Origin of the sequence: Lactobacillus sp. UMNPBX17, from assembly GCF_002553735.1 — a bacterium.
GTDB classification, from domain to species: Bacteria; Bacillota; Bacilli; order Lactobacillales; family Lactobacillaceae; genus Lactobacillus; species Lactobacillus gallinarum.
In genome coordinates, this window is record NZ_PCYT01000034.1 from 1 (window position 1) to 18,102 (window position 18,102).

The window sequence follows — 18,102 nt, forward strand, 5'->3', positions numbered from 1 at the left end:
ATTAGATAAAATCTATCAAACAGCGTAAGTGTTCAATTTATTATTGCAATTTACGAAAATAATATTACGGAAACAGCTAAAGTTCAAAATGATTTGAATGCTAATCTTGATCAGTTAACTAAAAATTATGCGACACCACTAAAAAATGTCTACATGTATGCTTTGGATGTGATTTTATCCATTATCATTTTATTCTACTTTAATTGGAGTTTAGCTATTTTAACGTTAATTCTGACAATTATCTCATTAGTGTTGCCTAAGCTTTTTGAAAATATGACATCGAAGGCCACTATTCAAGTTACTGAGAAAAACAAATCTCTATTAAATAGTATTGCTAAGTGGATTAATGGACTAGATGAACTTAGAAGATATGCTAGCTTTGATATTTTCAATAGCTCTTTAAATCAATCGACAACAGCGTATAAAAAGGCTGCTATTAAACAAGGACAAATTGTAGCTATTGCGGATGTAGTTAGTGCTGGTTTTAATACTTTTGGTCAGGTAATTTTGATGCTCTTGTGTGGTTATCTCTATTTCCAAGGACAAATTGTTTTTGGTGCTGTGATGACGACGATTGCATTTAGCTCAACTGTGATGAACGGGATTACATATTTAGTTTCAGAGTGGAATTTAATCAAATCAACTAAAGAACTTAATCAAAAAATATCAGCGATGGAGAAGCCTGTACAAATTGCAAAAAATCAACACGGTGATCAAAATATTGCTGAATTAAAAATTGAAAATTTGGGTTTGCATTTTCCTAATGGTGAGAAAATTACTTATCCTGACTTAGAAGTGAAAAAGGGAGAGAAAGTTTTATTGCTGGGTGACAGCGGAACTGGAAAGTCAACTTTGTTTAAGCTGATTTTGGGCAAACTGAAGCCAACTCAAGGCAAAATTTCTTTTGTAGATGAACAGGGAGATTTAAATATTAATTCTGATGAAATTGGCTACGTAGCTCAGGATGGAATTTTATTTCCTGGCAGTATTCAAGACAATATCACAATGTTTGATCCAAAGTTGAATAAGTTAGCAGAAAAAGCTGTTCAGTGGGTTGATCTAAATAAAGACATTGAAAAATTCCCTGCAGGAATCAAGACAGCAGTTGACCTTGATCAAGATAATCTATCTGGAGGGCAAAAACAAAAGATTATTTTGGCTCGTGCTCTGGTTTATCAAACGAAGTGGCTTTTTATTGATGAAGGAACTAGCGCAATAGATAGTGAAGCAACTAAGAAAGTTTTGAAGAACTTGCTTAAAACTGATCGGACTATTGTCATGATTGCTCATAACTTTTCAAATGAATTAATAAATGCCTTTGACCGCAAGATTGTATTAAGCAATGGACAGGCAGGTGAAACAGATGAGCTTTAAAGGATTTATTAAGACTAACTATTTCCGTTTTATTTACATTAATGTTCTTTCCATCTTAGCTGGAGTAGGCGCTATTGGCGGTGGTTATGTTCAGATGTATTGGTTGACTTATGTTAAAGATCATAATTGGTCTGGTGTACTTTGGACCGTTTTAATATTAGGTATCTTTTACATATTTGCACAAGGATTGATTTATTACATTCAATACGAAGTTAGGGTTCAAGAGGAAGAATATAATCAAAAGCTGCGTCAAAAACTTTTTGATCATTACTTCAAAGATGGAAAGTATCATGCAATTGCAGATGTACAAAACAGAATTACTAATGATCTTAACTTGGTAAAAGATAATTATTTTGAGTGGTATATAATTATTCCTTTTTATGGCACGATGTTTGTTGCAGCCTTAGTTGCTTTAATTACTGTGCATTGGTCATTATTTGTTGCTAGTGTTATCTTAGATATTTTTACTTACTATGTACCGAAATTAGTCCAGAAAAAGATGGAACGGGCAACCGATAATTTATCCAAACAAAATAAGATGTACTTGAATACCTTGTCGCAGTGGTTTTCTGGACTTGAAGAAATTAGAAGATATTTTGCCGGGATCAAATTATTTAAAGTGCAAGAGCAAGCAGCTGATAAAGTCGAGCAGGCTCACGTTAAGCAAACTGCAGCACAACAAGAGATGATCATTCTTAACGGTGTATGCAATATTGTCATGCAAATAATTTTGATGGCAATGACAGCTTCTTTGATCACTAAGGGATTGATTATCTTCGGTGCAATTATGTCTGTGCAAAATTTTGCAGCTAATATTTCGATTGGTTTACGGCAAATGTTGCAGGCAATCAGTTATATGAAATCTTCACATAATTTGATGAATAATATTAGTGCAGACACTTTTGAAATTAATGTAGAGAAAAAGCATACTACAGCTGCACCCGCAACGATTGCGACACATGATTTAGCCCTCGATTTTCCCAATGGCGAAAGCTTGCGTTTCCCTGATTTAAAAATCAATCAAGGTGAAAAGATCCTGCTAACAGGGGATTCTGGTGCTGGTAAGTCCACTTTGTTCAAGCTGATTTTAGGTTCAATTAAGCCAAGTAAGGGAAAAGTTGAATTTAAAGATAAAAAAGGCAACGTGGTCAACCCAGATATGACAAAAATCGGTTATATTCCGCAAAATCCTAATCTTTTCCCTGGGACCATCAAAGACAACATTACGATGTTTAACGATCATTTAGATCAAAAAGTTGCCCAGGTCATTGATGAAGTTAATTTTGCACCCGACATTGCCAAGTTCAAAGACGGCGTTAACGAAAAACTGAATTTGGATAATTTGAATATCTCTGGTGGTCAAAGACAAAAGATTGTGCTCGCCAGAGCCAAAATTCACGATGCTGATATTATTTTGATTGACGAGGGAACCAGCGCCATTGATCAAAAGGCTACGATGAATATATTGCAAAAGTTGGTCAAAGAAAAAGCTACGATTGTCTTTATTGCGCATAATTTTAATGAAGGGATGCGGCAGTTGTTTGATCGTGAGATTCACTTAGTTAAGGAGTGATGTAACATGTTTTCTAATAAAAACGATAAAATTGAAAAGGTAGATAAGATCTTAACTAATGAGGCATTTGAGGAACTGCAAGTAAATTTTGCGGATATAAATTTAGCAATTGAATCTGGGGATCATTTTGAGGTTCACTATCATGGCCCAGAAGACAAACAGCCAGTAGTAATACAAAATGAGCAGCAGCTGCGACTTAAGCAGCCTGAAACTGATCGTAAGAATGGTAAATTCTGGCAGAAAGGCTTGTTCAAAATAGAAGTAGTGACAAGCAGTGATGTAGGTAAAGTAAAAATTACTGTTCCAAAAGATCACCAATTACGTGAAGCATATATTGGCCTAGCTAGCGGAGATACGAGAATACAAGATGTTAATTTAGATGAATTGGAATTTAGCTCTGCTAGTGGTGATTTGAAGATTGATAGATTAAAGGTCGCAAAGTTGTCGTTGTCCATTGTTTCAGGGGATGCAAAATTAGATCAACTGAAAGTCGATTCTGGTAATGCGGATCTGACTAGTGGTAGTTTTCTTTTAAAGAATAGTCAAATCACGAAAAGTCTTGCAGTTACAACTGTTTCAGGGGATAATCTAATAGAAAATGTTGAAGTTGACCAATGTGACCTGACAACATTGAGTGGTGATAACACTATTTTTGGAGGGAAAGCTACTCATGCGCAAATTGGTAAAGAAACTAATGGTAGCCATTTAAAAATGAGCGCAGTGTCGGGTGACAACATTGTCAAATAGATAGGAGAGAGTATGGAAACAGCAGCAACTTTTTTGATGATTGAGATCGCGCTAGTTTTTATTGTCGGAATTGAACATATTGGAATTTGTCTATTAGAAATATTTGGTAAACCAGCTCAGCAAGCCAAGGCCTTTGATATGAGTGAAAATTTTGTTAAGCAAAAAGAAGCTCGTGTTTCGATGGCTAATCAAGGTATTTATAATGGGATGCTGGGATTATTGTTAATCTTGAGTTACTTTGTTTTCCCATTTGGTACAGTGATTAAAGTTTGGCAGTTACTGTTGGGGATGATCATGGTTGTGGCCATCTTTGGTGGTTTTACTGCAACTAAAAAGATTTGGCTGGTGCAGTTGCTTCCTGCTTTAATTGCATTCTTGTTTTTGATTTAACTGAATATTTTTACTAAAAGTCGTATTTGATTTTTTCTTTGATTCAAATACGACTTTTTATTGTTTATTCATCTTATAAGTATATAATTTTAAATATAGGGAATCTGGTGGGAAAATGAATGAAGATTTAAGCAAAAAAGAATATATACAAGATGTCTTGATAGTGGCGAGTTTAGTTATTCCAGTAATTGGTTTTGTCATCGCGTTTTGATTTTTAGTTAAAAATAATCGTGGCTTAGCAAAGAAATATTTTTGGTGCAGTTTACTAGGGATTGTAATTACAGGGTTATTGTATTTTGCTAAAAATGGATTTAGTTTGCACAATTCATTGATGAATTTGTCTCTTCATGGTTTTAAATCTGCCTACATTGGTGGAGGATTCATTGTGGCATTTCTGGTTTTTGAATTTGTAGAAGATATTAGCGTTAAGCGAATGGCGATTATCTCATTCATTACTAGTCTGGCGTTTGTTGCAATTAGTGCTTTGCGGATAGAATCGCTAACTAATTTCTTGGCCGCTGTGCCTCAGACTGCTGTATTAATTTTGACCTATGTAATTTTACAAAAGAGAATGAAAAAATGGTTGGCTTTTGCATTAGGTCTGATTATAAGTTTCGTTTGGGTATTGATACTATTTTCAATTGTTGGTGTCTTATTCAATATTTAAGGGGTGAGATGATGTTCTTAACGAGTGTTTTAACCGGTGGACAGTGGTTTTTGCCGGTTATTGTTGTGTTGGTAGCCGTCGCACTTTTAGCTAGCTATGCCAAGAAGAAAAAGTTAGCTAAGTTAGAAAAAGTATTGAATATCTTAGGCTATGTTTTCATGTTTCTATTAATGGTTATCCTTTGGATAATGTATTATAGAAAAGTGATGGCATTCAGTAGTGCCTTTATCTATACCGCAATAGTCATTTATACGATTATGTCTGAAATACTAAAGAAGTATAAAAATACTTTAAAGGGAAAATATCAGCGAGCAAAAATGGCATTAGCCGGTATCTATGCTGTAGCAATTGGTCTGATGATTTTAGTAGGTGGGCAATTTTCTTCAGCTGCATGGTTGATAGCAATTATCTTTGTAATAGTAATTTGGGTGATTGCTTATGCAATTGAAAAATCATAGTAAAAAAGCATTAAAGGTTAGAAAATTCTAACTTTTGATGCTTTTTAAATTCGTAATTCTTAGTTTGTTGTTATTGGTTGCGTCGTTTTCTTTTTAGTAGAATATAAACAAGGAGTTATTGATGTATCCTGATAAATTTCACTTAACAAAAGAACAAAATAGACGTTTTGCCAAAAAAGAATTTAGTTAGATTAGTTTTTACAAATTCACGTTTTGAAGGGGGAAATACTATATTACCGCAAACGCAAACGATTATTGATAGCATGAGTCCGGCTGGTGTTATCTATTAATAATTTGAACGTAATTGTTCAATTGAAGCGGGGCTGGCAGTATGTTATTAAAGAAAATAAAGAACTATCGTTAAAAATTGAGCAGAATATTAATCTGTTGGTTGCGAGGTATGATTCGTTAAATCCGGGCAGTTTTAGAACAGATTCAGTTACTGTAGAACTTGGTAATAATAAAGGCGAATGGAAGCCTCAAGAAGTAGATTTTTTTAATAATTTGATGCAAAAAGATACTTCTATTACAGATAAAGCAATGACGTTAATGTATCATAATATGCGCAATCAACTTTTTGGGGATGGAAATAAAAGAACGGCGATATTAGTAGCGAATAAGTTGATGATAGATCATGGTGCAGGTTTGATTAACGTACCATTGGATAAGTGGGATGTTTGGAATGATTTGATCAGTAAATATTATTTGTCTGGCGACATGAAGACACTTAAGGATTGGACTTATGTGAATGGAATCCAAGGTGTGACTTTTGATCATAAGCAAAATTTACCGAAACCTAATATTAATTCTGAAGACTACGAATAAAATGTATAGCAAATATAAAGGTCTCCCAGAAAGACATTAACTTTCTAAGAGACCTTTTATTTGTTAGTATCGTGAAATAGCTAAAGAAATTAAATGATTTGTCCAGCCGTTTATTGGTAAAATAGTTTACTATTTCTTTACCTTAGTGAAATCATACTTTCTATACTTAAGCGCAACACTTTTATCTTTGAAAATCGCACCGTTGACGACACTAGGATCGGTCCCGTAGCTTAAGAAGAGACAATCATGATTCTTAAATTGACCAGGCTGATAATCCAAGTTCACCAGATCCAAGAAGCCGCGCACTTTTAACGAATTACCTTGAGTATCAATTAGAACAATATTGCCAGAGTATTTTTTATTTTGTTTTTCAGAGTGACGATTCAATTTTAAATTTGGATCGATTTTCTGATAAGTGACATTGCCGTTAACCGTATGCTCAGTAATCACGAGTTTTCTAGCCTTTTTAGAATAAGGATCGCCGCGATACCAGGTACCACGGTACTGGCTAGGTACAGTCGCAAGTTTAAAGCCCTTATATTTTTTATGAATATTAATGCGAGGAGCTTCACTAGATGATTTAGTCTCATGACGTACAATTTTTGAACTACTTGATGATTGTGAACTTGAATTTGATTTTGCCGTCTGTTTATTGCATCCCGTCAACAGCGCAGCGGCCATTACACTGATTAAAACAATCGCTTTTTTCATATTTATTCTCTTTTCTTAAATTTAATCTCAATTATAAAATATCTTTGAACAAAATAAAAGGCGGCTTAGTTTGCCGCTTCTTTTGCAAATAGCATGTTGATTCCACCAATGAAGACGAATACTGCGCAAAGAATAATTAAAATCTGATCGCCTGAATGATCGAGCATGATCCCAGCAACCACGGAGCTGATTGGACCACCAATTGAAGTACTAGTACGAATCGTGGTTAGGACACGTCCTAAATAAGCATCTTCCGTAGTAATCTGAATCATTGATTCTGACAGAATATTTTGAAAACTAGTTAGAAAACCAAACAAGGCGATGAGCACACTTAATGCAAGCCAATTAGACAGGAAGAAGATCATCATTAATAAAGGAATGGTACTAAGCATCCAAGTGTAGGAGATCGTTTTAACTGTAGGAGTTAGCTTGCCCGAGATGAGTGCTCCTAAGAGAAAGCCACCGACAAAGCAAAGATAGAATGTACTATAAAGTCCAGCAGAGCCAAGCTTATCGGCTAGTTTAGGTAAGAGAATAATTAACGCTGGTGAAACGAAGGAATAGCAGATACATGACCAAAAGTAGTATTTAAGAAACCTATTTTGGCGAATATACTTTAAGCCGCTGAACACTTTTGCGCGATAATTGTTAGTTTCATTATCGGTATCTTTTGCTTGAGGCTTCGTCGATGGGATTTTTCTTAAAGCAACATACAGGAAGAAGACACTAATCAGACTTAAACAGCTACAAACTAGCATCGATTGTCCAGCGATTAAAAGACTCAATAAAACACCTGAAAGGGCAGTACCAGCGATATTCACAACTTGATCAATCATACTCAACTTTGAAATTAAGCTGTTTAAATCTTTTTTAGAAGGGACGCTTTCTTTAAGGATTGCACGATCGGCCGGACTGAAGAATTCATCGCACATGGAAAGAACAGCTGAAATTAAAATCGTTAGTACTATGTCATGACTCAGCCAGAACATTACTGCCGCTAAAAGGAATAACAAGATAGTTTGAACTAATAGGGATATTTGACTGGCTCTCTTGAAGGAATGCTTATCAATAATTGGACCGTAAAAATTGATAAGGCAGCGGTAATTGAGAAAATCGCGTTAGTCAAGCCGACTAAAGATGATTTGCCGGTTTGGGTTTGCAGCCACCAGATGATGATCATGCCAAAGAGAGAATTGGATAAAAACATGGTGGCTCGGAATAATAGGTAAGTTTTCTTTTCTAACATTCACAACAACTCCAATTAGATATATGTATTGCGGTTAGTATGCCATAATTTTTATTATATTAAGAAAAAGTTGAAAAAAGTAAAGCTCTTACTCGTAAATGTAAGTATTGAAACTTTCATTCTTTTTATAATTAAATTTATCAAGTAATTCACTAGCCGCCCAATCGGTATCGTCGGCTTCAAAAAATGTAGTGAAATATTTTTTGAAGATTTTAATTAACAAATTATCTATAAAGGATGAACAACTTGTAGGATCAACTGAGCATAGATAAGCAATTACATTGTTTTCTGTAAAAGCAACATTGTTGAGTCGCCCCTGTTTATCCAAACTATAATATCCAGTTTTTGTCGGAACTTCAGTAATGAATTCATTCTTACTAGCGGTAAGAGGTGAGACTAATTCATGAGTAGTTTTGTAATATTTATAAAGAAAATCGCAACATTTTGAATAGATAGGATCTTTTACATCAAAAGGCAGTACTTTAAACTGGGTTCTTAAGGGATGCTTTAAGTCAGTAGCACTCACTTTAGCCTCAAAGCAATATCTTTTACATTTGAAACCATTTTTTAGCATAAAATCTACGAGTTTAGTGTGGCTAGATTCAATCATGACTTGTAGTGGCTTTTGTTCTTGCTTCCTAATTTCTAGAAATGGTGAAGTGGTTGGAATTTTAATTAAGTTAAACTTCAAGTATATACAAGAGTCATGAAAAGGATTGCGGTAAGTAGAAATGGTACCTAAAGATTGATTGTTTTCAAATAGTTCATATGTTTGAGGATTAATTTTTCTAAGTTTCATTTTCGCATCCACCATAAATGTATAAAAGTAAAAAAAGCCACTGTTGCGGCTTTTCTTTATTTCTCCGAAGTTCTAAGTAAACAAATGATGTTCATTATACTGCCTAGCACCCAAACTGCAAAAAGCGTTAAAGAGATAGTTAATGCGATTTGTGAATTGGCAGAGTTAGTGTTTTTCAAGTAGGTAGATATAATCATTGAAATAATACTTGCTCCAATAGTCACATAATCTAAGATCGAAAAAGTTTGATATGCTGCGACAACTTTTACTTGATGATCTTCAGCAGATTCTGGCTCATCTTTTGATGGTTTTAGCAATGCTTTTAAATAAGCAATAGTGCCGATAAAGCAAATTAGAGCAAAAATTAGTGCGACAAACATAACTTTTTGATCACCATTATTGAAGGCCATCCACGCTGTCGCAGCACAAAATGAACCAACTAGTAAAGTTAAAACTATCAGAAGTAGCTGAATAAACTTAGTTGTTTTTCTCATTTCGATTTCCTCATTTCAACAATTTAGTATATTGCTTAAAATTATATATGATAGAATTAAAAAAACAATCTATTTCTTATAATAAATTAATGAAAGAGGTGCATTTGGTTTTGACAGAAGTCATGATTAGAAAATATAAAGCAGAAGACTTTGATGAACTTGCTAAAGTCATGGATGAAGGACGAATGCAGGAACTTGAAGCAGAAGGGATGGAACAAGTTTTTATTTCGTTAAAAGATGCACCATATCTCAAGTATTTTTTGTCCTGTGATATTTACGTTGCTGAAAAAGATGAGCAAGTAGTTGGATTTGTCGGTCTTGGACGACGCCGTTTAGATTTCTTGTATGTTTTGCCAGGGATGCAGGGAAAAGGCATTGGTTCCGCATTGATGAAGACCGCTCTGGCGAAGCTGCCGCGACCAGTAAGATTAGCCGTGTTTGCTGATAATGAACGCGCCAAGAATTTGTATCAGAAATTTGGCTTTAAGGTAACCGAAACAAGGACTGAGAAATGGTCTGATGAATTTCCAATCGTTTTTTCTGAGGACACGATGGAATTGGAATAATTAAGATGAATACAATTGTAAAAAATATTTTTAAAGCAGTAGGAATTTGGTGCACTTGCATTATGCTGTACTTTGTTTTTTCATTGTGGACGCACGTGCGATTACATACTATTGAGCTAATTTTTGGTATAAAAATGAACTTGATGGTAAATAATGGAGTCTCGTTGACGATAACCAATAATTCCTGATTCTGGCTACTAAGTTTAGTTATTTGGATTGCAATTTATGTAATGGTTAAAGCATTTTTTACTAAAGGAGAAGAGAATGAAAGACGTTAAAAATAGATTAGCTCCTTACTCTACTTGGCAGAAGATGTTTCAAGCAGCAAAAAAAGTACAGGGCTTCCATGAAATATCCGATCATATGGAAGCTGGTGGTGTGGCCGCTGCAGTATTGTCAGAATCGAGAAAGATTTATACCGGAGTGTGTGTTGACACAGCCTGTACTTTAGGCGTATGCGCTGAAAGAAATGCGCTTTTTAATATGATTACTAATGGTGAAACTAAAATCTCACGTGTATTGGCGCTTATGTCTGATGGTAAAAATGGTGCGCCATGTGGTGCCTGCCGCGAATTCATGGTTCAGATGATGGAAAAAGATTATCAAAATGTTGAAGTAATGATGGACTATGAGAAAAATAAAATAATGACGTTAGGTGAGTTAACTCCAGAATGGTGGTTATGATTTGGAGGAATAAAGATGAATGAGAAACCTTTTATTTTAGGATTTGACAGTAACGAGCATGCAGTTCTTGAGCCTAATCACGATAAATTACCTTTTAAATTTCATGAAAAATTAGTGTATGCATTTGTACCAAAGGAAGATATCGATAGCTTCTTAAAACAAGTGCCGCATAAAATTTTAGGTAGCTTTGATTCTGTTTCTTTTCAACCAGATATCTATGAAATTGAAATAAATAATGAAAAATTAACACTATGTCAGGCACCACTGGGAGCTCCGGCTGCAACTCAATTATTAGATTGGCTAATTGCGTATGGAGTAAAACAAGTATTAGCTTTTGGCAATACGGGGGCATTAATCGATTTACCAGAGAATGAGATGTTTTTACCAGTCAGGGCTATTAGAGGAGAAGGGACTTCTTTTTACTACCAAGAGCCAGGACAATTCATTGATATGAAGTCTGATTACCTTAATGAGATCGAAAAAATAATTACAGACATGAAATTAGGCTGCGATGAAATAACTACTTGGACGACTGATGGTTTCTTTAGAGAAACTCCTGATAGAGTTAAGCAATTTCGAGAACTAGGTGCTGCGACAGTTGAAATGGAGTGCGCCGGAATGGCGGCCTGTGCCCAATTTAGAAATGTCGATTTTGCGCAAATTTTGTTTACTGCGGATACGCTTGCAGATATTGAAAATTATGATGAACGTGATTGGGGTAGCGATTCTCACAGTGCTGGATTGAAGATTTGTTCACAGATTTTGAGTAGGATGTAACTAAAGAGAATCTAACTACTTTGAACTATGCTCCAGGTTCAGATGCTCAAGGTATCGCAATTAGAACTTCTGTTGCCAAAAAATATGGCATCAAGACTATATCTGATTTACAAAAGAAGGCTGATAAGATTCGTTTTGCATCCCAAGGTGAATTCGACAAGCGTGAAGATGGGATCCCTGGTCTTGAAAAGACCTACGGCAAGTTTAACTTTAAGAGTGAAAAGATTTATGATCCTAGCTTAAAATATAAGGTTTTAGCACGTGGTGATGGCGATATTACTCCTGCTTCAACTACAGAAGGCCAGCTTGCTACTAAAGATTTCTTTGCGTTGAAGGATGATAAAAACTTCTGGCCAGCATATAATTTAGTGCCTTTAGTTCGTGAAAAGACTTTGAAAGATAATCCTGGAATCAAGAGAATTTTGAATAAAATCGATGCTAAGCTTACTACTAAGGAATTGACTTTATTAAATAAGAAAGTTGATGTTGATGGCAAGTCTTATCAAGCTGTTGCCAGAGAATGGCTTAAAAATAATTATTAAGGAAAAAGTTTATGATGATGAAGTTAAAATTCCCATTCTTACACAAAATGATGGAGAATATATAGTAGTCAAAGTTAAAAATACAGAAGATGGTATGGAAAAGGGACTTACTGAAATTAGAAAGTATGCCGAGACTAATAATTTACAATTAGGTGATGATCTATGGCAATTTAATATTGGCATTAATATTGAACGCTTAGGTTTAACCAAAGACAGCATTTTAGCGTATATTGTGAAAGGATAACAGAGAATGAGAAAAGAAGTACCCGCATTAGATGATAAATTGACTAAAGAAGAATTTTTGCGAATAATTGTCGATAGTTTTCAGACCGTCATTTTTGCAACAGTCGATGATCAAGGGCATCCTCGCAGTAATGCGGCTGATATTGAATTAGTTGATAAACAAAATCGTTTAATCTTTTCGACTATTGTAAATGGTGCATTCTATAATAGATTAAAAAAGCATCCCTTTATTTCAATTACTGGCTTAAAAGGAACAGAAACAATGAATTCAGTAGCTGTAACTGTCAATGGTAAAGTAGAGGAAGTTGATGATTCATACATGGATCAAATCTATCAAGCACATCCTGAAATGGTCGAGATTGATTCGGCTGATTCAAGATCAAGTAGAAGTACATTGCGTCCCTTTGCGATTACGCCGATTGATGGTTCAGTTTACGATTTAAGGCAAAAACCGGTTTTTCAGAAGCATTTTAATTTTTAAAAAACATTATTAAATAGAAAGGAACAATATGGCATTACCAAGTCAAATTGAAGTTAGAGGAGCAAAAGTTCACAACTTAAAGAATATTGATGTCAATATTCCACTCCATAAATTCGTCGCTATTTCAGGCTTATCTGGTTCTGGAAAGTCATCCCTAGCCATGGGAATTCTTTATGAAGAAGGATCGCGTCGTTATCTTGATGCGCTTTCTACATATATGCGGCGAAGAATCAAGCAAGGTGCGCAGGCTGATGTAACTTCAGTTAAGCATATCCCTTCAGCGCTGGCTTTACGTCAGCGCCCCAGCGTTCCAAATGAAAGAGCAACCGTTGGTACAACAACTGAGACCTTTAATGTTTTGCGTTTGATTTTTTCACGGCTTGGTTCGCCTGTTTGTCCCAACGGTCATAGAGTCGCACCGAGTCTAGCAATTGCCGAAGCAATGTCCAAGCCTGGCGAAGAAATGGGACGGATTACCTGCCAAACCTGTGGTGTTAAGTTTTATGTTCCAAGTGCAGAAGAGTTCGCCTTCAATTCAGATGGAGCATGTACTGAATGCGGCGGTACAGGGAAGGTGCGTCAACTTGATGAAAATAAGTTGATTGCTGATGAAAATCTGTCCATCGAAGACGGCGCGGTTGCTTCGTGGTCATTGCCAGGACGTAATTTTATGCCAAGCGTTGCCCAGCATGCAGGAGTGCGCATTAATGTTCCATTTAAGGATTTAACTAAAAAAGAAAAAGACTTTGTCTTGAACGGTCCAGAAAAGAAATATAAGATGGACTTCTTATCCGGTACTGGTCGAGTTTTTCACGACTTCAATGCTCTTTATGAAAATGCGCACCAGGCAGTCCTGCGTTCAGCAAAGAGTAGCAAGAGTGAACGAGCACAAAAAAGAATTGCGGAATTCTTTACTTATTCAACTTGTCCAGTCTGTCATGGTACTAGACTTCGTCCTGAGCTACTTAAGCAGTTGGTTAATGGTAAAAATATTGATGAAGTCGAACATATGCAATTGGGTGACTTGCCAGCTTGGAGTAAGGAAGTTTTAGCTAAGTTACCAGAAGAAATGCATCAGATGGCTTCTTCATTGATTAAAGAATTCATCAATAATTTGCAGCCGCTACTTGATTTAGGGTTGGACTACTTAGCCATGGCACGTGCCGGAAATACGCTTTCAACTGGTGAGTTACAGAGAATCCAATTGGCTCGGACTCTGAGAACAGAAACCACCGGTGTTCTTTATGTATTAGACGAACCTTCTATCGGTCTTCATCCGGCTAATGTCGATGGTTTGATTAAAGTTTTACGTAAACTTGTTGCACAAGGCAATTCATTGGTCGTAGTTGATCACAATGTCGACATTATTAAGGCAGCCGATGAGATTATCGAAATCGGACCAGGATCTGGTGACCAGGGTGGGCAAATTTTAGCTCAAGGGACACCGCAAGAACTTGAAAACAATAAAAAGTCTTTGATTGCTCCATACTTAAATGGAACAGCTGATTTAATGGCAAGAAAAACGACTGATAAGATTAACCCTGATCAAATCAAATTTGAAGTGGAGCATTATTTCAACTTGCATGATATTAAAGCAGGAATTCCGATTAATCAAATTACTGCAGTAACTGGCTTTTCTGGAGCGGGTAAGACCAGTTTGATTTTAGATTCTTTAGTTCCGGCTATTGAGGCACAAGCTAAGGGTGAAAAGTTACCGAAACAAATTAAGAAATTCGTTTCACCTGTCCATAATGTAGTTAGTGTTGATGCGACACCGATTGGCAAGAGTACCCGTTCAACGGTTGCTACTTATACTTCAATCATGGATAATTTGCGTAAGCTTTTTGCTCGTCAGCCGTTAGCAAAAGAAAAGCATTACACGCCAAGTTACTTCTCCTATAACAATAAAGAAGGTGCATGTCCTACTTGTGGTGGAACTGGAATTGTTACATTAGATATTCAATTTTTACCAGATATGCAGCATACATGTCCAACTTGTCATGGTGAACGTTACAATCCGAGAATTCAGCAAGTTAAGTGGCATGAGATGTCGATTGTTGATATGCTTAATTTGGATATTAATGAAGCCTTGCCTGTGTTTAAAAAGGTACCAAAGATCGAACGTGAATTAAAGTTACTCAAAGAAGTAGGGTTGGATTACCTGCATTTAGGTGAAAGTACACCAACCTTATCTGGTGGTGAAGCCCAGAGGTTGAAGCTAGTAACTCACTTGAGTCATAAGCAAGATGATACTTTATTTGTCTTCGATGAACCAACGATCGGTTTGCATCCCTTAGATGTGAAGGTTTTGGTAACCGTGATGCAAAAATTGCTTGATCAAGGTGCAACCATTATCACGATCACACATGATTTGAATTTGATTGTAAACAGTGATTATATTTTGGATCTTGGACCACGCGGCGGTAAAGCTGGTGGTAGAATCGTGGCTGAAGGGATGCCGCGAGAATTGGTTAAGAATCCTGACAGTTTGACTACACAGTATTTAGCTGATTATTGGAAACAATTTGAATAGATAAAAAAACGAGTCTTTTTTGGGACTCGTTTTTGTGTAGAGAGAATGGGTTTACTGTTTTTCTTCTTTAGCACATTCCATAATTAATGGTGCATTTCTTTTAAGGATTTCTATGTTGTTCTTTGTTTCTGAATAAGTAAAGTTATAATTATAAACTTCCTTATAGTCAGGAAGAGTGTAGCGGGCTTTCTTGAAGCCATAATCGGTTGGTTTTTCAAAATGTACATAAATTTTAATACCGTCTTTTTGGGATGGATCGGGAATTATTTGAGAATACGTAATTGATAATTCGCCTGGGAATTCAGCGTATGGATATAACATAAAAATCACTCCTCATGGATCTTTATTATTGTAGCAAAGAAATTGTCTGTATAGTAAATAGCTGATTATTGGAAACAATTTGAATAGATAAAAAAACGAGTCTTTTTTGGGACTCGTTTTTGTGTAGAGAGAATGGGTTTACTGTTTTTCTTCTTTAGCACATTCCATAATTAATGGTGCATTTCTTTTAAGGATTTCTATGTTGTTCTTTGTTTCTGAATAAGTAAAGTTATAATTATAAACTTCCTTATAGTCAGGAAGAGTGTAGCGGGCTTTCTTGAAGCCATAATCGGTTGGTTTTTCAAAATGTACATAAATTTTAATACCGTCTTTTTGGGATGGATCGGGAATTATTTGAGAATACGTAATTGATAATTCGCCTGGGAATTCAGCGTATGGATATAACATAAAAATCACTCCTCATGGATCTTTATTATTGTAGCAAAGAAATTGTCTGTATAGTAAATAGCTGATTATTGGAAACAATTTGAATAGATAAAAAAACGAGTCTTTTTTGGGACTCGTTTTTGTGTATGATTGGTTATAATATATATAACATTGATGGAGGACAAATAGAAATGAAAGCTTTAAAAATCATTAAGACCAAGGCAAGAGATAATTCACGTGTGCTAATGCATTGGGATGGATAGTCAATATGCTGGCTTTAGTGATGTAAAGCCATGGCTGATGCCAACTGATCAAAATCAAGTTAATGTAGAGAAAGAACTAGCAAGTGGCGAAATTTTTGACTATTATCAAAAACTAATTAAGTTGCGTAAGAATGAAAAGTTAATTTCTTATGGGCATATTAAGATGTTCTTGAAGGATCATCCACAAGTTTTTGCATATGAACGCTTCTTAGATAACAGTGATAAAAAATTAGTAGTCTTTACTAACTTCTATGGCAAGGAATGTCAGGCTAAATTACCTAAAGAATATGTTAATAAGAACTATCAAGTTTTAATTAGCAATTATGAACATAACAGTAACCAATTTAAACAAGAGATCATCTTAAAGCTGTATGAGGCTTTAGCAGTTGTGATTTAGATAAGATAATAAAAAAGAATTGATAATCATAGTTAATTTGTGATTATCAATTCTTTTTATTTTGTTGATTTTTTATTTGTAGCAATTCGGGTCTGCGTGCTAATTCAATATAAGGGCGATCATTTTCTACAGCTATCCCTTCGGTTTCGCGCAAGGTATGAAATTGGTAGTGTTGTATGAGTTTTCCTGGATGGGTAATTATGAATAAATTATCGTTAAAAGCTAGGTAAAACTTAGAACGACTAGAGGTAAAGCCTTGCAGAGGTGAATTGTTTTTTACAAAATCAGATTGAGTTGCTCCGATTTCTGTTGGCATCCATGTATTTCCGTTTCGACTTAATTTCCAGTATTCATATAATCCTTTGCTGGCATTATGAAAAGTAGCGTACATTAAGTGACTATTAATAAAGCAAGCGTTATGAAAATAGCGTGGATAATAGCTAGAACGATTCCATACTTTTATAGTCCAAAGATGGTTAATTTGGTAGTTTTTTCTAGAAATTTGAAAAATTTCTTCGGATTTATCGGGATTAGCTTCTTTGTTGCTGCTAGCCAGTACATAAATATATTTTTTAGTCATGCCGATAGATTGTCCGTGCCCCAGCTTCATATATGGAGATACTGCAATATTGCGTGATGTGTTTTTTAATTCTCGCCACTTCATAGTAAGTAAATTTTGTGATTTAAGTGGATCGGACAAATGATTGAGATTATAAGTAACTAGATGTCCCCATTCAACGTTAGGTTCACTGAAATATGAAACAGTTAATTGATTTTGTTTAAGGCTGATCCCTTGAGGAATAACTCCTATTTGATTAAGAGGAGTAGGTTGGGGCGTTAATGAATGAAAACGAGGTTGGTAAAATTGGGTTATCATAAAATTATGCTTATTATCATAATATCTATTAATTTCGGTTTCAGGCTGATAATTATTTTCGGGATTCCAATTTGGAGAAGGAGATTTGGAACTACCAGAGAATGTTTTTACTAAAGAAGGTCCAACAATAGCAGTTCTGTTTGCGACAGTAATGCCTTCGTTTAAATTAGGTCTAACATGAACGTTGATTGTTGTTTTTAAATGATGGTATTTTAATTTAATTGTAAATTACCAGGAGTTGTAGAATTAAAAAAATTTTGGGATGCAGATACTTTTTTAGGATCGATTAAGGTGCCATGCTTGTCTGCAATATAAGAAATTGCATCCCTCACTGGGAAAGAGTAATAGGGATTACGAGTTAAAGATACATGCTTTGCCGCAAGTAGTTTGCTACGTAAAAAGAATTTTTCATTAACCCAACCAATTTGTCTACCGTTGACTATTAATTGATAAAAACGCCCTTGCTTGGTTTGCGCTGATTTAAGAGATTGAAGCAAACCGTTCCTGAAATCCTTGGTAGAAGTGAAAGCATTGATACCACCGTCTTTAGAAATATTGCGATAAATTGGAAAATCATGGGGTCCAGCCAATTTAGTTTGAACATTAGTGTAAGTAGTTACTGGTGCAGGCTTTAACACGATAGATCCGTTTTTTAACGGATTAATTTTTAATGAAAAACGCCCGAAAATCCCCGTATTTTAATGCGGGGATGGATAGGGCCAAGCTGACCTAGCAGTCAGCTTTTTT

General features: G+C 35.4%; 22 protein-coding genes and 2 pseudogenes. 15 read left to right on the forward strand and 9 right to left on the reverse strand.

What is annotated here, in order from left to right; all coding sequences use genetic code 11:
* Positions 1-63 precede the first annotated feature (63 nt).
* The 7 genes from CP368_RS06415 to CP368_RS06440 all read left to right on the forward strand — a co-directional run bounded on the left by CP368_RS06415 (position 64) and on the right by CP368_RS06440 (position 6,034).
* Positions 64-1,374, forward strand: coding sequence for an ATP-binding cassette domain-containing protein (locus CP368_RS06415; RefSeq protein WP_369822638.1), 1,311 nt, complete (start codon positions 64-66; stop codon positions 1,372-1,374).
* Positions 1,364-2,947, forward strand: a complete 1,584-nt coding sequence (locus CP368_RS06420) for an ABC transporter ATP-binding protein (RefSeq protein WP_098045871.1) — start codon at positions 1,364-1,366, stop codon at positions 2,945-2,947. The genes CP368_RS06415 and CP368_RS06420 overlap by 11 nt, the downstream gene beginning before the upstream one ends.
* A 6-nt stretch (positions 2,948-2,953) precedes the next feature.
* Positions 2,954-3,694: a DUF4097 family beta strand repeat-containing protein gene (locus CP368_RS06425; RefSeq protein ID WP_098045872.1), complete on the forward strand. Its 741-nt coding sequence runs from the start codon at positions 2,954-2,956 to the stop codon at positions 3,692-3,694.
* 12 nt (positions 3,695-3,706) lie between these two features.
* Complete coding sequence (locus CP368_RS06430; protein WP_087236144.1) at positions 3,707-4,084, forward strand: DUF1304 domain-containing protein; 378 nt, start codon at positions 3,707-3,709, stop codon at positions 4,082-4,084.
* A gap of 385 nt (positions 4,085-4,469) precedes the next feature.
* Positions 4,470-4,751 carry a hypothetical protein gene (locus tag CP368_RS10380; protein ID WP_143437572.1) on the forward strand — a complete coding sequence of 94 codons (282 nt, stop codon included), beginning with the start codon at positions 4,470-4,472 and terminating at the stop codon, positions 4,749-4,751.
* Between the two features lie 11 nt (positions 4,752-4,762).
* Entirely contained in the window at positions 4,763-5,209 is a 447-nt protein-coding gene (locus tag CP368_RS06435; RefSeq protein WP_233185814.1) for a hypothetical protein, read from the forward strand.
* Between the two features lie 276 nt (positions 5,210-5,485).
* A complete protein-coding gene (locus CP368_RS06440; RefSeq protein WP_233185815.1) occupies positions 5,486-6,034 on the forward strand; it encodes a Fic family protein in 549 nt (182 codons plus the stop codon).
* 129 nt (positions 6,035-6,163) lie between these two features.
* Here CP368_RS06440 and CP368_RS06445 read toward each other — a convergent pair whose 3' ends face one another.
* The 5 genes from CP368_RS06445 to CP368_RS06460 all read right to left on the reverse strand — a co-directional run bounded on the left by CP368_RS06445 (position 6,164) and on the right by CP368_RS06460 (position 9,284).
* Entirely contained in the window at positions 6,164-6,745 is a 582-nt protein-coding gene (locus tag CP368_RS06445; RefSeq protein ID WP_089146042.1) for a hypothetical protein, read from the reverse strand.
* A gap of 65 nt (positions 6,746-6,810) precedes the next feature.
* Entirely contained in the window at positions 6,811-7,836 is a 1,026-nt protein-coding gene (locus tag CP368_RS06450) for an MFS transporter (RefSeq protein ID WP_369822639.1), read from the reverse strand.
* Positions 7,770-7,991, reverse strand: coding sequence for a hypothetical protein (locus CP368_RS10755; protein ID WP_233185816.1), 222 nt, complete (start codon positions 7,989-7,991; stop codon positions 7,770-7,772). The genes CP368_RS06450 and CP368_RS10755 overlap by 67 nt, the downstream gene beginning before the upstream one ends.
* Positions 7,992-8,079: 88 nt before the next feature.
* Positions 8,080-8,790 carry a GNAT family acetyltransferase gene (locus CP368_RS06455; RefSeq protein ID WP_098045874.1) on the reverse strand — a complete coding sequence of 237 codons (711 nt, stop codon included), beginning with the start codon at positions 8,788-8,790 and terminating at the stop codon, positions 8,080-8,082.
* A 56-nt stretch (positions 8,791-8,846) separates the two neighbouring features.
* A complete protein-coding gene (locus CP368_RS06460; protein WP_098045875.1) occupies positions 8,847-9,284 on the reverse strand; it encodes a hypothetical protein in 438 nt (145 codons plus the stop codon).
* 89 nt (positions 9,285-9,373) lie between these two features.
* Here CP368_RS06460 and CP368_RS06465 point away from each other — a divergent pair, with 89 nt between their 5' ends.
* From CP368_RS06465 to CP368_RS06500, 7 genes and pseudogenes are all read left to right on the forward strand, one after another.
* Positions 9,374-9,850, forward strand: a complete 477-nt coding sequence (locus CP368_RS06465) for a GNAT family N-acetyltransferase (protein WP_087236155.1) — start codon at positions 9,374-9,376, stop codon at positions 9,848-9,850.
* Between the two features lie 264 nt (positions 9,851-10,114).
* On the forward strand, positions 10,115-10,534 hold the full coding sequence (locus CP368_RS06475; RefSeq protein ID WP_098045876.1) for a cytidine deaminase: 420 nt from the start codon (positions 10,115-10,117) through the stop codon (positions 10,532-10,534).
* Between the two features lie 15 nt (positions 10,535-10,549).
* Entirely contained in the window at positions 10,550-11,311 is a 762-nt protein-coding gene (locus CP368_RS06480) for a nucleoside phosphorylase (protein WP_098045877.1), read from the forward strand.
* Positions 11,308-11,853: pseudogene (locus tag CP368_RS06485) on the forward strand (glycine betaine ABC transporter substrate-binding protein); the annotation flags it as partial. The gene CP368_RS06480 and the pseudogene CP368_RS06485, both read left to right, overlap by 4 nt.
* A complete protein-coding gene (locus CP368_RS06490) occupies positions 11,801-12,097 on the forward strand; it encodes a hypothetical protein (RefSeq protein WP_233185817.1) in 297 nt (98 codons plus the stop codon). The pseudogene CP368_RS06485 and the gene CP368_RS06490, both read left to right, overlap by 53 nt.
* Positions 12,098-12,103: 6 nt before the next feature.
* The gene (locus CP368_RS06495; protein ID WP_098045878.1) at positions 12,104-12,577 is read left to right on the forward strand and encodes a pyridoxamine 5'-phosphate oxidase family protein; all 474 of its coding nucleotides are present in this window, start codon (positions 12,104-12,106) and stop codon (positions 12,575-12,577) included.
* A gap of 28 nt (positions 12,578-12,605) precedes the next feature.
* Complete coding sequence (locus tag CP368_RS06500; protein WP_098045879.1) at positions 12,606-15,110, forward strand: excinuclease ABC subunit UvrA; 2,505 nt, start codon at positions 12,606-12,608, stop codon at positions 15,108-15,110.
* Between the two features lie 51 nt (positions 15,111-15,161).
* Here CP368_RS06500 and CP368_RS06505 read toward each other — a convergent pair whose 3' ends face one another.
* The gene (locus tag CP368_RS06505) at positions 15,162-15,431 is read right to left on the reverse strand and encodes a hypothetical protein (protein WP_098044400.1); all 270 of its coding nucleotides are present in this window, start codon (positions 15,429-15,431) and stop codon (positions 15,162-15,164) included.
* A gap of 138 nt (positions 15,432-15,569) precedes the next feature.
* Positions 15,570-15,839 (reverse strand): hypothetical protein, encoded by a 270-nt coding sequence (locus CP368_RS06510; protein WP_098044400.1) that lies wholly within the window; start codon positions 15,837-15,839, stop codon positions 15,570-15,572.
* A gap of 173 nt (positions 15,840-16,012) precedes the next feature.
* Between CP368_RS06510 and CP368_RS06515 the strand changes: the two are divergent.
* Positions 16,013-16,478: pseudogene (locus CP368_RS06515) on the forward strand (alpha,alpha-phosphotrehalase); the annotation flags it as partial.
* Between the two features lie 46 nt (positions 16,479-16,524).
* On the opposite strand, the gene CP368_RS10760 reads toward CP368_RS06515, so the two are convergent.
* A complete protein-coding gene (locus CP368_RS10760) occupies positions 16,525-17,355 on the reverse strand; it encodes a hypothetical protein (protein ID WP_233185818.1) in 831 nt (276 codons plus the stop codon).
* 212 nt (positions 17,356-17,567) lie between these two features.
* A complete protein-coding gene (locus CP368_RS10765; RefSeq protein ID WP_233185819.1) occupies positions 17,568-17,993 on the reverse strand; it encodes an SH3-like domain-containing protein in 426 nt (141 codons plus the stop codon).
* Positions 17,994-18,102 lie beyond the last annotated feature (109 nt).

What these genes read in the sequence shown, in the direction of transcription:
- CP368_RS06465 (WP_087236155.1), top strand. Translation starts at nt 9,374, where the DNA reads ATGAAAGAGGTGCATTTGGTTTTGACAGAAGTCATGATTAGAAAATAT.
- CP368_RS10755 (WP_233185816.1), bottom strand. Translation starts at nt 7,991, where the DNA reads ATGTTAGAAAAGAAAACTTACCTATTATTCCGAGCCACCATGTTTTTA.
- CP368_RS06435 (WP_233185814.1), top strand. Translation starts at nt 4,763, where the DNA reads ATGTTCTTAACGAGTGTTTTAACCGGTGGACAGTGGTTTTTGCCGGTT.
- CP368_RS06445 (WP_089146042.1), bottom strand. Translation starts at nt 6,745, where the DNA reads ATGAAAAAAGCGATTGTTTTAATCAGTGTAATGGCCGCTGCGCTGTTG.
- CP368_RS06510 (WP_098044400.1), bottom strand. Translation starts at nt 15,839, where the DNA reads ATGTTATATCCATACGCTGAATTCCCAGGCGAATTATCAATTACGTAT.
- CP368_RS06460 (WP_098045875.1), bottom strand. Translation starts at nt 9,284, where the DNA reads ATGAGAAAAACAACTAAGTTTATTCAGCTACTTCTGATAGTTTTAACT.
- CP368_RS06500 (WP_098045879.1), top strand. Translation starts at nt 12,606, where the DNA reads ATGGCATTACCAAGTCAAATTGAAGTTAGAGGAGCAAAAGTTCACAAC.
- CP368_RS06425 (WP_098045872.1), top strand. Translation starts at nt 2,954, where the DNA reads ATGTTTTCTAATAAAAACGATAAAATTGAAAAGGTAGATAAGATCTTA.
- CP368_RS06430 (WP_087236144.1), top strand. Translation starts at nt 3,707, where the DNA reads ATGGAAACAGCAGCAACTTTTTTGATGATTGAGATCGCGCTAGTTTTT.
- CP368_RS06505 (WP_098044400.1), bottom strand. Translation starts at nt 15,431, where the DNA reads ATGTTATATCCATACGCTGAATTCCCAGGCGAATTATCAATTACGTAT.
- CP368_RS06490 (WP_233185817.1), top strand. Translation starts at nt 11,801, where the DNA reads ATGGCAAGTCTTATCAAGCTGTTGCCAGAGAATGGCTTAAAAATAATT.
- CP368_RS06475 (WP_098045876.1), top strand. Translation starts at nt 10,115, where the DNA reads ATGAAAGACGTTAAAAATAGATTAGCTCCTTACTCTACTTGGCAGAAG.
- CP368_RS06480 (WP_098045877.1), top strand. Translation starts at nt 10,550, where the DNA reads ATGAATGAGAAACCTTTTATTTTAGGATTTGACAGTAACGAGCATGCA.
- CP368_RS06420 (WP_098045871.1), top strand. Translation starts at nt 1,364, where the DNA reads ATGAGCTTTAAAGGATTTATTAAGACTAACTATTTCCGTTTTATTTAC.
- CP368_RS10760 (WP_233185818.1), bottom strand. Translation starts at nt 17,355, where the DNA reads ATGATAACCCAATTTTACCAACCTCGTTTTCATTCATTAACGCCCCAA.
- CP368_RS06495 (WP_098045878.1), top strand. Translation starts at nt 12,104, where the DNA reads ATGAGAAAAGAAGTACCCGCATTAGATGATAAATTGACTAAAGAAGAA.
- CP368_RS06455 (WP_098045874.1), bottom strand. Translation starts at nt 8,790, where the DNA reads ATGAAACTTAGAAAAATTAATCCTCAAACATATGAACTATTTGAAAAC.